Here is a 14,083-nt window from a genome sequence, read left to right as displayed (position 1 = left end):
CTCAGCCGACGATGGGCCGCAGCTCTGCTGCGAGAGCCACCAACGACTCAGGGCCCACGATGGCACCGTCTTCGACGACACGTCGACCATCGATGTCGATCGTGTGCAAGAACAATACAGCGTCGGGGTGGTTCTCACCGCCGCCGGGGTCCCACCACGGCATGCCCATGCCGATGGCGTTGTTGCCCCGGGCACGGGTGTCCTCGATGAACGAGTCGCCCGTAACTCGGGCCGTGGGATGGATGCCGTGGGTGAAGTGAATGACATATCCATAGTTGCCGTCCGAACCTGCCCGCCGCAGGGCTCGGTCCGCGACGGATCGCTCATTGCCTCCGCCCGCAATGGCCCGAATGCGGCCATCGATCTCGAGGGTCATGGGTGCAGCGAGCTGGGTGTAGTACTCGTGAAAGATGGCACCGACCTCGATGCGCCCCTTCACCGATTCGACTTCGGGGAACATCGTGCATTGCCCCGGCACCAGGACCGTCCCTGGCTTATCGGCTCGTCGCGGCTTGGAGAATCCACGCGGCCCGAGAATGAAGCTCACGTCGGTGCCAGCGTTGTCCGTGATGCGCACGGTCTTGCCGACCGCTTCGTTCACCAGCGCGTCAAAGGCATGGTGTACCGCGAAGTAGCGGTCGAGATCGACCCGCCCAAACAGCCTCAACAGGCCCTCGGCGTTAAGGTCGGCACCCAGCAGATAGCGGATGTGTTCGCCCTCCATCGCCTGATCGTGAAGCTCCGAACCAGCGAGGTAGGGGAACGTGAGATCAATCCACACATCTGCGGCCAGCGCTGCGGCCGAAACAGCCGGAGTGAGGTACGGGTCGGCAAGGCGACCTTGATACGGAAGCGGCGGGATCAACAGGACCGATGCATTGGCACCGGCGAGCAGTGATGCTGCGAGCACCGCCTGCCACACCACTTCGTCGCTGTCGGTGTCGGCGGTGATCAGGACGGTCTCGTTCGGCTCCAATGCCATGTAGTCGCGCATCAGCACGTCCGCTGCGCCGGCAACAGTGGCTGTCATGGGGTCGCTCCACCGATCACGCGGTCCAGATAGCCGTTGAGGAAGTTGTGAACGCCCTTCTCCAGGGTGCTCATACGCCCGGGCCGGTAGGCGGGTGAACTCATCGCCTGTTGCATCGACTCGATCATGATTCGGTCCTCTTCGAGTACCAGGATCTGATAGTCGTGGTAGATCTTCAGCGTCTCGACGAAGTCCGGCCTGTCGAAGAATTCCTCGGGAAACAGTTGGTAGATGACCACCCGGGTGCGGCCCTCGTCGATCGGCCACGAGATCATCGGCCGAATGCAGTCGATGCGGCCGAAGAACGTCAGGTTGGGCGCGGTGAACGCAGTACAGGCAAAACTGTGCGGCCTGTCCTCGAGCCACGGCATTTTGCCGAGCAGTGGCTCGGCGCCCGGCGTGGGAGGGCCGGCATCGTAGAAGATCGAAAGACCGCCGTCGGGTTTGATGTTCACGTGGTCGGGCTCGAACTTGAAGTTGGCGCCGAAGCTGTCCGCGTGCAGCACCCCGACGTGGTAGAAGTCCATCAAGTTCTCGTGTATGAACTTCCAGTTGCACGCGAGGTCGATTTCGATCTTGTTGCCCAGGCGGCATTTCTCCCACCCGAGGAAAGAGAACTCCTCGTCGATCCCGGCCATTGCGTCAGCCAGCGGTCCGGCATCGTGATCGAAGTTGATGAAGATGTTGCCCCGCCAGACGTCGAGCCGCAGTGGTGTCAGGGCGCAATCGGCGACGTCGAATCCCTTGCTCTCGGCCATGAAGGCGGCGCCTTTCAACTGGCCGTCGAGACCGTAGACCCAACCGTGGTACGGGCAGCTGAATGCCTTGAGATTGCCCGATCCGTACGCAACCTCGACACCTCGGTGGACGCACATGTTGTAGCTGGCGTGTAGCTGACCGTCTCGATCGCGCGAGAGCAGTACGGGCTCGCCAACCAGGCGCAGCGCCATGTAGTCACCCGGATCGGCCAGCTCCTCGACCCGTCCTGCGTAGAGCCACTCGCGTTTGAAGTATTCGGCCACCTCGCGACGGAAGATCTCCGGACTGGCATAGATCGCGCCCGGCGCATGGGTCGCCTGGTCCAACGCGACCCTGGTCCCTCTCGAATCTACCTCGGACGTATCTGACATCACGTCACTCCATTCCTCACGGTTCCGCGTCGCGATACTCACTCCATTATCCGTTGCATAGCAGGGCATCAGCCCGCCTGCCATGGCGAACGTCACTCCGACCGTCCGGGCCCAGCGGGTTGTCGGCTGCCACGATCAAGCGATGTCTCGCTGTGGGGGCAGATATGGAGCCAAGGGGAGCGGATAGCCACAGGTCAGCGCCCTATTCGCCCCTCAGTTACCCCTCGGCTACCCCCAGCGCCGCCTCGGTTGGCCACGGTTACCCTCTCAGCCATGAGCGAAACTGCCGACTTCATCACTCAGCAGCAAGCACGGAACGCCGTGCTAAGGGCGACCGTGACGGTGCTGTGTCAATACATCTCGCCGCACGAACTAGGGCTCGCGGCTGACCACCTACAGACCGTCCAGTTCGACGACGAAGACCCCGACGCGGCCGACACGTTGGACGCCGCCGATTGGCGCAGGCTGCACGCGGCCACATTGGCCGAACGTCAGCGCATGGTGGAGACACTGGGCCAGTATCGCGAGCTGTACGTGCTGCAAGTGTGAGCGCCTAGCGGGCTCGGCGGTAGCAGTCAATTGCGGACGCGCCGAGCCGCTTGAGGCGAAGTCGGCACCGCCGTCAGTCCGTCCAGCGGGCTCCGCTCGGACTCTAGGTACCGGCCGTGCGGCCCGCGAGGATGGGATTGAGCAACTTGCCTACCAGTTCCAGCGCTTCGTCAGCGGTGCGTTGAGGCAGGTTCGGGACATGTTTCGCCGCTTGTTCGTAGCCGGGAATCCATTCGTCTGACGGCAGCGTGACGACTGTGGGTGTCTGAATGTGACGATGCGCGTATTCGCTGTGCAGCGCGTGGCTGAGTGTCGCTGCGCCGACTGATTCCGACCCGGCGATGATGGCCAAGTCGACGAGATTGCGGTACCGGCTGCTCGGGCGTCCGAGATAGTCGGCGAGCATGGCGGCGTGCTTGTCGGCGATGTGGTCGACGAGCGGGTACACCAGATATGGGACCGACCGCAGTCCCGCGATCTCGACCGGCTTGATTGGACTGACAGATTCAGGTTTTGCCGTCATGTTCGATTCGACAACGAGATCGATCTTGAACCTCTCGAATTCACGCTCTCCTAGGTATGCCGTTGCTGACAGCGCCGCGTTGGGCGCGTCGACTGCGGGTTCTCGTTGCGGTTGCACGTCGAATGTGAAGAAGTCATTGTCAGCGCGCTGGTGCCCGAGGACCTGCAGCAACCTGATGGCTTCACGCAGGTCGTCGCGGCGCATCAGGTCGATGTCGAGGCTGTGGCGAGCACGGTTGGGTATGCGTGCCAGTAGCCCTGTTGCGCCCTTGAGCACCCATCCGGAGTCGCCTGAGGCGAACACGCGGTACAGGAATCGGCTGTAAGAGGATGAGCGGATAGGTGGGTCAGTGGGGTTGCCAGCGGTCGTGGTGGTCGATGAGTTTGAGGGTGATGATCAAGGTGACGGCGAGGGCGAGCTGGGCTTGGCGGTGCTCGGGTCGGCGGTCGGTGTTGCGTCTGAGCTGCCCGTAGCCGGCGAGCCATGAGTTGGCGCGCTCGACATGCCAGCGCAGCCCCAGCGGGGCGGTGGCCGGCTCGGCAGGGCCGGCGCTGGGTTTGCGTTTGGGCGGCCGCGCCAAGTCGCAGATCCCGGCCGCGTCCGCGGCGGCGTCGACGCGGGCGCCCCAGTAGCCGCGGTCGAGGTGGATGGTGTCGATGTCGTGATGCAGTCCTTGTCGTTCGAGCTCGGCCATGGTTGGCTCGAACAGCATGATGTCGTTGCGGTTCGCGCCGTCCGCGCACCACGCGACCGGCACGCCTTCGGCGTCGACCGCGAGGGACCACTTCCAGCCCGATTTGCGTCTGTCAACAGGGCTTTTGCCGGTCCCGGGGCCGCCGCAGGGCGCCTTGTGGACGGACCCGTCGATGCACACATCACCGAGTCGCAGGCCCATGATGCGGTCCCATGCGGCGATCGCCTCGGCTGCGATCTGGTCGAAAACGCCCGCAGCGACCCACTCGTCGCGGCGTGACCGCAGCGTCGTGTCGGACACCGCGTTGTCCAACAGGATCTCCACGGACCGCCATGAGCAGCCCAATACCAGCCGCCAGATGATCCCCCGCAAACACAATCGGTCGCACACGCGGGGCCGGTGACAGCCCAACGGGTGACGATCCGGCGAGCGGGGCAAAAGCGGCTCGACTGCCGCCCAGATGACATCCACCACTGCCTTTGTCAGAGCGCGCATGATGAGCAGGCACCTCCACCATGTCGTCGATTGGAACAGCAGCCCGCATCACAGCGGGCCCAACCCGACGACTGGTGGATGGTCGCCTATCCGCGCGGCCTCTAAGCGAATTGGCGACGAATCTCTGCGACATTTAGGGAGTCGGAGTTTGCAGCTCTCGCGATCCGCTCCTGGAGCGCCTGGTCGAATGCGTCGGGTGTGCGGTAGGGAACCGCTTGCTCGCCTCCCTCGCCGTCGGCCTCAGTCATTGACGCCGGCGCTCGCGTGTTCCCCGCTCTGCATGAGGAGGGACTCGATCTCGTCGGGGTCCACGCCGAGCCGCTCGCACAGTCGGACCATGCTGATGGCGCCTGCGTTGAGCGCGTCGCTGATGAACCGGCCGATGTGTCCGCCGTCAACATGATCGCTCATGAGATCGGCCGTGGTCCGGCTCACCGTCGTCACCGCAAACCCGTCCTTGAGTTCCCAGTCGCCGCGCTCGAGCCCTCGCGATCGGCGGCGGACGCTTGTGCCGTGACCAGGCTGAATGCGACCGCGCGACACGAACGTGTGCGGCCCGCCGGCGAATACTCCGAAACCGTGAACTCTCGCGGCTGACTGAAGAGCGACCCAGACCCTGGGATCGGCGGCGCGCTGGCGGGGTGTTCGCTCCGGGTCGAGCCGGAACGATGCAATGCGCAGTTCCGCCAGGGGATCGAAACCGGCGCCCGCGACCCTGTACACGCCGTGCCCTACGCGTTCGATCAGGCCGCGCCCCACAGACCTGGTCAGATCAAAATCCGGAATCCCAGCCGCCGAGGCTTGCGCGCGTGTGAAATACCCATGCTGAGCTGCGGGGACATCTCCCAGTCGCCCAATGACGCTGCCAGCCATCTCAAGCCCTCCTCTCGTGCACTCTGCCGCGATTCTCTATACACAAATCATACCAAATTACTGAATACCTTGCAGTAAATATAAGTTTCAAAGTATATAAATTGACCATCCACATGGATTGCAGGTCATGTCACACCAGGCCACTACCGCAAAAGCGGTGCGGTTCCCATCGTGCAGTTTCGGTACCGTCGCTGGTGAGACTTCGATCGGAATGCCCTATGTCCCGGACTTCAGCCGCCTCGGTCGACATGGACATCGCGACGCGGTCTGAGGTTGGGCCGCGGGATCGGCAAGAGGATCGTGTCCGGACGGTCGTGAACGCTGACGGTTCGTGGGTGATGGCGGTGGCCGATGGGCTGGGCGGTCATCCGTTCGGGGACGAGGCGGCGCAGGTGGCGGTGGATGCGCTGCCGGATTGCATCACCAGCCAGTCAGAGATGGCCGCAGCGTTCGATGCGGCGAACGCCGCCGCGTGGAGCTTGCACCCCGAGATGCGCGGCCCCGATGAGGGTGTGTCGTCGGTGATCGCCCTCACGACGCTGGTGGTTGCAGCGTGGAATCCCCAAGGTGGCCTGCTGTTGTCGTGGGTGGGGGACTCGATGGCGTTCTTGGTGCCCATTGCGGGCGGGCCGGGCTGGCACAGCACGCCTCATGGCGGGCCGATGGGGTTCGTCAGCCGTGGTATCGGCATGTTCCGGGCGAGTCCCGGCAGCACCTATGAGCTGCCGCCGGGTCACCTCGAGAGCCTCAGCGAAGATGTCCCCGCGGCGCGTGTCCAAGACTGGGTCCGCGACCAGGGATTGCTTGTCGTTCTGGCGACCGATGGGCTGTTCGACCCGGTCTTGATGGCGCATGATCGAGGCTGGTTCGGCGACGATCCAGATGATCTGAGCCTCGGCTTCGCATTGCCGCCTGAGCGGCGGGGATCGGCCGAGGCGGTTGCCGACACGCTGATTGACACCGCCCGATTCGCTGGATTGATTGACAACACCACCATCGCGGTGGCCCGCATTACAGCTGGCCGTGACTCTTGCCCGGGAGATCCGGCGTGCTGATGGGCGGGAGAGCTGGCTGAGTCCGCTGGAGGCGCAGTTCATGCGGCGAGTCCCGCCGCGCGGCCAAACTGGAGAGCGGCATGCACCGAGTAGTGATCACCGGCCGGGGCGTCGTGTCGCCCATCGGCAGCGACGTCGACACGTTCCTCACCTCGCTTGACACGAATGTGGTGGGGATCGCGCCTGCGCCCTGGTCGAACGACGAGAGCTTCGGTTGGTGGGCGTGCGTCACCGACTTCGACCCGCTCGACTGGCTGAGCCCGAAGGTGGTGGAGGGGACGGACCTGTTCGCGCAGTTCGCGATCGCCGCCACGGAGCAGTCCGTGAACGAGTCGGGAATCGACGAGCTCCCGACCCGACGTACGGCGATCGTCCACGGCAGCAGCATGGGCGGGCTTCGGGCGCTCATGAAGGGCCAGCACGATCTCGAGCGCAGCGGTGAGTTCGATCGCAAGATGATGATTCAGGTGCTTCCGAACATGGCCGCTTCGCAGCTCGCCATGCGCTACGGGCTGCACGGGCCCCAGCTGACCGTCACCACTGCGTGCGCGTCGTCGGTCGATGCGATCGGGCTGGCCGCCGGGATGATCCAGCTTGGTGAGGTGGATGTCGCGTTGGTCGGCGCGACCGAGGGAGGGCTGCCCTCCTGGGACGGCACGATGGAGGGCAGCTTCTGCCCCGTGTGGTACGACGCCCATGCCCGCTACGGGATGAGTGCCCAAGGCCGCGATCCGCGACGCGCCATGATCCCGTTCGACATCGACCGCCAAGGCATCGTCACCGGCGACGGCAGCGCCGCAGTTGTGCTCGAATCCGAGCAACACGCCCGCACTCGCGGTGCGCACGTCTTCGCAGATTTCGGTGGCCACGCCACCCTCGCCGACGCCTACCACCCTTCCCAATACCGCCGGAACCCGCAGTGTCGAACCTGCTGCCGAGTTCCGCATCGTGATCACCGAGCCCGCCAAGCTCGACGCCGCCATCGTTCAGATCAACGCCTTCGGGTTCGGCGGTCAGAACTCATCAATGCTGCTGCGCCGCTACGCCTGAACAACGCCACCGGCGACATCTGCCATGCCCACGCACCTGAAAGAGGAACCGCATGACGTCACCCCTGCATGACTCGCTGCGTTGATGTGCCGGTTTCGATGTCAGTGCCGAACCGATTCGCTCACGAAGGAGAATCGGCTGCTGTGCAGATGGGCGATCTTGGTTGGCTGACTGTCCGACCGTACGGGCGAGCGGCCGCCCCAGGCGCGTCACAACCGACCGGTTCTGAGGGAAGACTCATGATTTCTGCCGACCTTGAGTAGCGGCGAACCACCGTCACCGGAGGAGCCAGCGGTCTTGGCCTGGCGACCGTTGGCAACTTCGCCGAGTTGGGATCGGCCGCGGTCATGGCCGATCTCGACGGCGACCGGCTCCACGACGCAGCCGCATCACTGGCTCGGGAGGGGCTTGAGGTGTTCGCCGCCCCCACCGATCATCGTGATGGAGACTCAACTCGGCGCAGTCAGGCTCGATCAAAGGCTGTCTTGTCCAGTCCACGATCTCGCACGATCGCCCGGACCGTTCCGATGCGCAAATCCCGCCGACCCCAGTTGGGGATCGTGGTTCGAGTTCCTGTAGCCGGGTTGCGCCAGATCTCATGCGAACCTCGCGACTGGCGATCGAACTCGCAGCCGAGTGAATTCAGTTTCCGGTTCAGTTCCCGATAGGTCACACCGCGATGACGAGTTCGCCAGCAGCGGCAATGGACTGAGGCAGTTCGTCGCCATGTTGGTTGTACGACGCGATGAAGTCTGCCGCGACACCGTCGAGGTTGTGCAGCGCTTCTTCGGCGGTTTCGCCCCACGCACGGCACCCCGGCAGTACAGGCACTTCAGCCAGATACATGTGCTAGATTTCCTCTGAGGGGGCCTTGAGCGTGTAAGGCAATGTGTACGTCTTCGACATTGGCGATCCCCAAGAAGGCCGCTCGCGTAACGGCGAGGGTAGTTCCCGCATCGGCGCTGTTCCCCATCGCTGCTCGGCTCGGTCGGCCTTCGCAGGGAGTGCCAGCATCACCGGGCAGACAATCCACGTCGACGGCGGCTGGAGTGCCTGATCGCGACGAGCTCGCCTAATTGAAGAGTCATACTCCGCCAACCTAAACTCTTGCTCTTGAATATTAGGTAAGTGCTGCTAACCTTACATATGCCGTGTCGGTGTTGAAGCGTGGAGGCGGCCAGTGTCCCGATGGCCAGCAGCCCAGCTGCAGACCGCGACCGTGGAGAACGAGCTGTGGCGGTCGTGGGACGACGAGAGCTCGCGTACCATCACAGTTGAACGGACCGTGCCCGCCCTTGTTGCGGGTCTTGCGATCCCCGCGCTCGAGCCGGCCACGGGCGAGGCGCTTGCCGAGGCGACGCGGACGGTCAGCGAGCTGCGCGACCGCGCCGCCGAGACGACCGGGGTACTCGGCCACCTGAGCGCCGTGCTCATTCGAGCCGACGCAGTCGCCTCCTCGCAGATCGAGCACATCACGACATCCAGCGAAGCGCTGGCAGTCGCGCTCGCCGATCTCGGAGACGACGATCCCGACCGGAGCCCCTACCCGGTCGCGACGGAGCTGGTCGCTGCGAACGTCACCGTCGCGCTGAGCGCCCAACGTGGATCCGAGGATCTGACTGAGGACTGGTTCCACCGTCGCCACAGCAGCTTGCTCGCGGCGGATCCCGAAATAGAGCAGCGACACCTCGGCGCGTGGCGGGACTGTGCAGTGTGGATCGGTGAGAGCCGCCAAAGCGCAGACTTCGAAGGCCCGCCGTGGGACCGAGTTCCCGCGCTGATGGACGACCTGGTGCGTTTCGCTGCCCGCAGCGACGTGCACCCGGTCGCGCACGCTGCCATCGCGCACGCCCAGTTCGAGACGATCCACCCCTACGTCGATGGCAACGGCCGCATCGGACGGCTGCTCATCCACCGGCTGCTTGACCCCAGGCCCGCTGCGGCGACAGCGCCGGTGCCGGTCGCGCACGGATTGCTGCACAACCCGAACGGATATGTCGGCGGCCTGACCGCATACCGCCGGGGCGACCTCGACGACTGGATCACCGTCTTTGCCACAGCGGTCACCGACGGTGCGCACGCCGCTGTCCGCCTCGTGGACCGCATCGCCGGCATCGCCGGCGACTACCGCGAGCGTGTCCGCACCCGCCAGGGGTCCGCTGTCTCGCAGATTCTCGACGGGCTGCTGGGAACGCCAGCCATTACCGCCGGCGAGATCCAAGCCGCCTACAAGGTGACACCGGGCCGCGCCTCGCAGATCCTGCACCAGCTCGCCGACGCTGGCATCTTGCGGCTCAGCGATCATCGCGCCGGCCGATCCCGCGTCTGGGTCGCCCACGAAGTCATCGACGCAATCGACACTATCCCCCGACGCCTCATCGACACCCTCGAGCGCACCGGCACCAACGGCTGAGAAATAGGGTCGGGTGATGAGTGACGAGCGGGTGATGCACCTGGGTGTGAGCGCCGCCGATCTCGGCGGCGCCTCGCTTGCCATCGTGCCGGGCGACCCTGCCCGGGTCGGGAGGATCGCCGAAACGATGGCCGAGCCCGCGCACTTGGCCTCGAACCGGGAGTTCACGAGCTATCGAGCGTCGATCGACGGTCAGCCGGTGGTGATCTGCTCGACCGGCGTCGGCGGGCCGTCGACCTCGGTCGCGGTCGAGGAGCTGGCCCAACTCGGCGTGCGGACGTTCCTGCGGGTCGGCACCACCGGATCGATCCAGCCTGATCTGCTGATCGGTCACCTGGTCATCACCCAGGCCGCGGTCCGCCTCGACGGGGCGAGCCGGCACTTCGCTCCGATGGAGTACCCGGCCGCCTCCTCGTTCGAGTGCACCCGGGCCCTGGTCGATGCCGCGGTCGCCCTCGACGCTGCCCATCGGGTCGGGATCACGGCGTCGAGCGACACGTTCTACCCCGGCCAGGAGCGCTACGACACCATGGCCGCCGAGGTCGTCGGGTGGCTGCGGGGCAGCCTGGCGGAGTGGCGTCGCATTGGCGTGCTCAACTACGAGATGGAGTCGGCCACCCTGTTCACGATGTGCGCAGCCAACGGCTGGCGGGCCGGGTGCGTCGCCGGGGTGATCGCTCAGCGGACCGAGTCCGAGGCCGTCGTCGACGAGGCCCGCGTCGCTGCCACCGAGGAGCGGGCGGTCGGGGTGGTCGTCGAAGCCGCCCGCCGCCTGCTCCCCTCCTGAACTGAGGCGGGGCCCTCAGCCGACGAAGCGGTCGGCCAAGCCCCCAGAAGCTGGCAACCTAAAGGGCTCGCACTTTTGTCGATACTTCGTGTATCGTGTGTGCCGAGGTCATCAGAGCACTAAGTGCTCGTATTGATGGTCTGAGTCACGAGAGTGGCTTGCGAGAGCCCCCTTCATTGGGGGCTCATCGTGCTGTTGGGGGATAGTCGCGAATGCCGAGCCGCTGTGCGAAGCACGGGAGGCCGTCGACATCGATATCTCCAGGCCAGACGTGACCTGGGGCGTTGCCTGCGGGCAACAAAGTGGAGTACGCACGCTCGCGTAAGAATGAGTCTGCCGGCCCGATGCCACGGTCGTTAAGCACCGCATGGTGCGCCGAGTAGGCGATGAAGTCGGTCATCTGTATCAGATGACTCTCGGAGCTGTCATAGCCCCTTGGATCTTCGAGCACCCGGCGCGAGTACGGGAGAGCTCTGTGAACGGCTCGAGTAAATTGAGCCAGATTCTCTGCTGTGCCGTCGTACCAGGTAACGGCGTGTGTCGGCGGCCATGAGATCCTGCCCAGTGGCGGCCATGTAGCTGCCCGCTGGCGGCCGACGGTTCTGCCCAGCGGCGGCCAACAGAACTGCCCGCGTTGAAGTCCATTTCCCGTCGGGGTGCACCGCGGCGGGGTGCTCCTCCTACTCGAATAGCCGGTCACCACAACCGTGACCATCGAGCAGGAGGAGCAAGTGAAGTCTCGCGAGGAAATCATGAACATGTTGGAAGCGTTCGACCTGACTGGGTCGTTCCGGGATGCCGGCGAGCTGGCCGGTTGTTCGCATCACACCGTCGCCGCGTATGTGGCTGAGCGCGACGAGGGTCGGCTGGGGGGTGTGGGCCCGGTGCGGCGGAAACGGATCATCGATCCGTGGCTGCCGAAGATCGAGGAGTGGGTGGAGCGCTCCTGTGGCAAGATCCGCGCCGATCGTTGCCACGCCAAGCTGAAAGCGTTGGGGTTCGAGGGTTCGGATCGCACGGTGCGCCGAGCAGTGGCGGAGGCCAAGAAGAGCTTCCGGGCGGGTCGGCGGCGGGTGTATCGGCCGTGGATCCCCGAGCCGGGCATGTGGGCGCAGTGGGACTGGGGCGCGGGCCCGGTCATCGCCGGGCGGCGGACGAATCTGTTTTGCGCGTGGCTGGCGTGGTCGAGGTTCCGGGTGGTGATCGCGACCTGGGACCGCACCCTGCCCACGGTGATCGCCTGTGTGGATCGGGCGATGCGAGCCTTTGGCGGCGCTGCGACGTATTGGCTCACCGACAACGAGCGCACGGTCACGATCGACCACGTCGCCGGGATCGCCGTGCGCCATCCGGAGATCGTTGCGGTCGGCGGCCACTACGGCGTGACGGTCGCGACGTGTGTGCCGGCGGACCCTGAATCCAAAGGCGGCAGCGAGGCGACGGTGCGGGTCGCCAAGGCCGACTTGGTGCCAACCGACGCGAACCTGCGCGGCGACTACGCCAGTTGGGCCGAGCTGGTCGAGGCCTGCGAGGCGTTCACCGCTGAGGTGAACGAGCGGGTCCATCGGGTGACCCGGCGGGCGCCGGTGGAGATGCTCACCGAGGAACGGCACCGGCTGCACGCGCTGCCCGAACGCCCATACACGGCAGCGCTCGGGGAGACCCGGAAAGTCTCTTGGAGCTCCACGGTCAGCTTCGGCGGCGTGACCTACTCGGTCCCGCACACCCTCGCCGATGAGACGGTGTGGGTGCGCGTCGACGGTGACCAGGTCGTCGTCACCCACTGCGCACCGTCAGGCCCAATCGAGGTCGCCCGCCACCAGAGTTCGACACCCGGGCATCCGATGATCGACGACGCCCACTACCCGCCACGCCCGGCTGGGCCACTGGCGCGGCGTCCGAAGCCGACGAGCGCGGCCGAGACCGAGTTCCTCGCCATCGGAGACGGCGCCCGCACCTGGCTCGTTGAAGCAGCCGCCGCGGGCACGACCCGCATGAAGGTCAAGATGGCCCAAGCCGTCACCCTTGCCCGCCTCCACGGCCAGGTCCGCGTTGATTGGGCGCTCGGCCACTCCGCGATGTTCGGCCGCTTCGCAGACGGCGACCTGGCCTCGATCCTGGCTGCTGACCCGCCCGGACAACCCCGGCGCGCCGATGACGCGCACTCGCTGCAGCCCGGCACCGCCGCTTGGGGTCGCCTCGGAGGCGACCGATGAACCCAGCGCCGATCGACGAGGTCGTCGACTTGCTCCGCGCCCTGCGCCTACCCCACATGCGCGCCGCAGCACCGGACCTGTTGGCCACCGCCAAGGCACAACGCTGGGAACCGGCCGAAGCAATGAGGGCACTGCTGGCCGAGGAGCTCGCCGGCCGCCAAGCATCCTCAATCCGGGCCCGGCGCAAAGCGGCCGGGTTCCCCACCGGCAAGACCTTCGACATCTGGGACGGAACCGTCAGCTCGATCCCGGCGCCGACCCAGCGGGCGCTACGCACCCTGGAGTGGATCCACCGCCACGAGAACCTCGTCGTGTGCGGACCATCAGGCACAGGCAAGACGCACTTCCTTGAAGCGCTCGGCCAGGCCGCCGTCGATGCCGGCCACAAGGTGTCCTGGTTCAGTCTCGAGCACCTCGGCGCGCTCGTGCGCCGCCACAGCGCCGACGACACCGCCGCCAAGGCCATCCGGCGGATCATGCGCTCCGACGTCATCGTGATCGACGACATCGGCCTGCTCCCAGTCACCACCGAGACCGCCGAGGCGCTCTACCGGGTCGTCGACGCCGCTTACGAGAAACGCTCCATCGCCCTGTCGAGCAACCTTCACCCCGCCGGGTTCGACGAACTCATGCCCAAGACCATCGCCAACGCCACCGTCGACCGGCTGCTCCACCACGCCCACGTCGTCATGACCGCCGGCGACAGCATCCGCCTCACCCAAGCCACCGCCGGCAAGGGGGTGACGCCACTGACCAACTGACCCACGGGCAGAACACCTGGCCACCACCGGGCAGTTCTGTTGGCCACCAACGGGCAGTCCTGCTGTCCGCCACTGGGCAGATCCCACTGGCCCTTGACAGGCGTGTGACTCGTGGAACACACAGAACTCCTCGAGAAAGTCGACGAGCTGCGGGTAGAGCTTCCCCGATCCCTCCGCAACTGGCGCGAACACAGTCAGGACTCGCAGTTCTGCGATCGACCGGATCGTGCTGAAGGCGGAGCGCGTGATCTGGTTTCGATCGCCCGGTTCGAACGGAGGCAGCTCGCCCCGTCCTGCGTTCGAGTTGGTTCCGAGGTCTAACGCATGCAGCTCGGTGCTGGTCGGGATGTCAAACTGCTTCGCAACCCAGAGGCGGAACTTCTTCCAGGCTTGCAGTGTGTCTGCCCACACCGCCACGGGGATCGCCAGGGCAGTGAGGAGATCCTGGGTCTCATCTCCCGAATCATCGACGTAGACGAGGTAGGTCGTACCGAGCAAGCCGCCCGG

16 protein-coding genes and 1 pseudogene are annotated in these 14,083 nt (G+C 65.5%); 8 read left to right on the top strand and 9 right to left on the bottom strand.

Annotated elements, in window-relative coordinates:
- Position 1 precedes the first annotated feature (1 nt).
- A complete protein-coding gene (locus tag ACPXYO_RS17175; protein WP_423923151.1) occupies positions 2-1,030 on the bottom strand; it encodes a hypothetical protein in 1,029 nt (342 codons plus the stop codon).
- Positions 1,027-2,202 carry an aromatic ring-hydroxylating oxygenase subunit alpha gene (locus tag ACPXYO_RS17170; RefSeq protein ID WP_423923149.1) on the bottom strand — a complete coding sequence of 392 codons (1,176 nt, stop codon included), beginning with the start codon at positions 2,200-2,202 and terminating at the stop codon, positions 1,027-1,029. The genes ACPXYO_RS17175 and ACPXYO_RS17170 overlap by 4 nt, the downstream gene beginning before the upstream one ends.
- A 231-nt stretch (positions 2,203-2,433) precedes the next feature.
- On the opposite strand from ACPXYO_RS17170, the gene ACPXYO_RS17165 reads away from it, so the two are divergent.
- Positions 2,434-2,709: a hypothetical protein gene (locus ACPXYO_RS17165; protein WP_423923147.1), complete on the top strand. Its 276-nt coding sequence runs from the start codon at positions 2,434-2,436 to the stop codon at positions 2,707-2,709.
- A gap of 103 nt (positions 2,710-2,812) precedes the next feature.
- Here the strand turns inward: ACPXYO_RS17165 and ACPXYO_RS17160 are convergent, their stop codons facing one another.
- From ACPXYO_RS17160 to ACPXYO_RS17145, 4 genes are all read right to left on the bottom strand, one after another.
- Positions 2,813-3,544, bottom strand: a complete 732-nt coding sequence (locus ACPXYO_RS17160) for a nucleotidyl transferase AbiEii/AbiGii toxin family protein (protein ID WP_423923907.1) — start codon at positions 3,542-3,544, stop codon at positions 2,813-2,815.
- Between the two features lie 34 nt (positions 3,545-3,578).
- The gene (locus ACPXYO_RS17155) at positions 3,579-4,421 is read right to left on the bottom strand and encodes an IS5 family transposase (protein ID WP_423917101.1); all 843 of its coding nucleotides are present in this window, start codon (positions 4,419-4,421) and stop codon (positions 3,579-3,581) included.
- 101 nt (positions 4,422-4,522) lie between these two features.
- On the bottom strand, positions 4,523-4,669 hold the full coding sequence (locus tag ACPXYO_RS17150) for a hypothetical protein (RefSeq protein ID WP_423923145.1): 147 nt from the start codon (positions 4,667-4,669) through the stop codon (positions 4,523-4,525).
- The gene (locus tag ACPXYO_RS17145) at positions 4,662-5,294 is read right to left on the bottom strand and encodes a type IV toxin-antitoxin system AbiEi family antitoxin domain-containing protein (RefSeq protein WP_423923143.1); all 633 of its coding nucleotides are present in this window, start codon (positions 5,292-5,294) and stop codon (positions 4,662-4,664) included. Before ACPXYO_RS17145 ends, ACPXYO_RS17150 begins: the two co-directional genes overlap by 8 nt.
- Positions 5,295-5,512: 218 nt before the next feature.
- Between ACPXYO_RS17145 and ACPXYO_RS17140 the strand changes: the two genes are divergently transcribed.
- The 3 genes and pseudogenes from ACPXYO_RS17140 to ACPXYO_RS17130 all read left to right on the top strand — a co-directional run.
- Positions 5,513-6,349, top strand: coding sequence for a PP2C family protein-serine/threonine phosphatase (locus ACPXYO_RS17140; protein ID WP_423923141.1), 837 nt, complete (start codon positions 5,513-5,515; stop codon positions 6,347-6,349).
- A gap of 80 nt (positions 6,350-6,429) precedes the next feature.
- Positions 6,430-7,455 (top strand): beta-ketoacyl-[acyl-carrier-protein] synthase family protein, encoded by a 1,026-nt coding sequence (locus ACPXYO_RS17135; RefSeq protein ID WP_423923139.1) that lies wholly within the window; start codon positions 6,430-6,432, stop codon positions 7,453-7,455.
- 228 nt (positions 7,456-7,683) lie between these two features.
- Positions 7,684-7,851 (top strand): annotated as a pseudogene (locus tag ACPXYO_RS17130) (oxidoreductase); the annotation flags it as partial.
- 11 nt (positions 7,852-7,862) lie between these two features.
- On the opposite strand, the gene ACPXYO_RS17125 reads toward ACPXYO_RS17130, so the two are convergent.
- A complete protein-coding gene (locus tag ACPXYO_RS17125; protein ID WP_423923137.1) occupies positions 7,863-8,072 on the bottom strand; it encodes a type II toxin-antitoxin system HicA family toxin in 210 nt (69 codons plus the stop codon).
- Positions 8,069-8,245, bottom strand: a complete 177-nt coding sequence (locus ACPXYO_RS17120; protein ID WP_423923135.1) for a type II toxin-antitoxin system HicB family antitoxin — start codon at positions 8,243-8,245, stop codon at positions 8,069-8,071. Before ACPXYO_RS17120 ends, ACPXYO_RS17125 begins: the two co-directional genes overlap by 4 nt.
- A 334-nt stretch (positions 8,246-8,579) precedes the next feature.
- Between ACPXYO_RS17120 and ACPXYO_RS17115 the strand changes: the two genes are divergently transcribed.
- Positions 8,580-9,812 (top strand): Fic family protein, encoded by a 1,233-nt coding sequence (locus ACPXYO_RS17115; RefSeq protein WP_423923133.1) that lies wholly within the window; start codon positions 8,580-8,582, stop codon positions 9,810-9,812.
- Between the two features lie 16 nt (positions 9,813-9,828).
- Positions 9,829-10,599, top strand: a complete 771-nt coding sequence (gene udp / locus ACPXYO_RS17110) for a uridine phosphorylase (protein ID WP_423923131.1) — start codon at positions 9,829-9,831, stop codon at positions 10,597-10,599.
- A 184-nt stretch (positions 10,600-10,783) separates the two neighbouring features.
- Here the strand turns inward: udp and ACPXYO_RS17105 are convergent, their stop codons facing one another.
- Complete coding sequence (locus ACPXYO_RS17105; RefSeq protein ID WP_423923129.1) at positions 10,784-10,999, bottom strand: hypothetical protein; 216 nt, start codon at positions 10,997-10,999, stop codon at positions 10,784-10,786.
- Between the two features lie 331 nt (positions 11,000-11,330).
- On the opposite strand from ACPXYO_RS17105, the gene istA reads away from it, so the two are divergent.
- Together istA and istB are read left to right on the top strand one after the other, a co-directional pair.
- A complete protein-coding gene (istA, locus tag ACPXYO_RS17100) occupies positions 11,331-12,815 on the top strand; it encodes an IS21 family transposase (protein WP_423918612.1) in 1,485 nt (494 codons plus the stop codon).
- A complete protein-coding gene (gene istB, locus ACPXYO_RS17095; RefSeq protein ID WP_423916039.1) occupies positions 12,812-13,576 on the top strand; it encodes an IS21-like element helper ATPase IstB in 765 nt (254 codons plus the stop codon). Before istA ends, istB begins: the two co-directional genes overlap by 4 nt.
- Positions 13,577-14,083 lie beyond the last annotated feature (507 nt).

Origin of the sequence: Candidatus Poriferisodalis sp. (assembly GCF_965237655.1) — a bacterium.
In the GTDB taxonomy this organism is placed as follows: Bacteria; Actinomycetota; Acidimicrobiia; order Acidimicrobiales; family Poriferisodalaceae; genus Poriferisodalis.
This window is presented reverse-complemented; position numbering and strand designations above follow the sequence as displayed.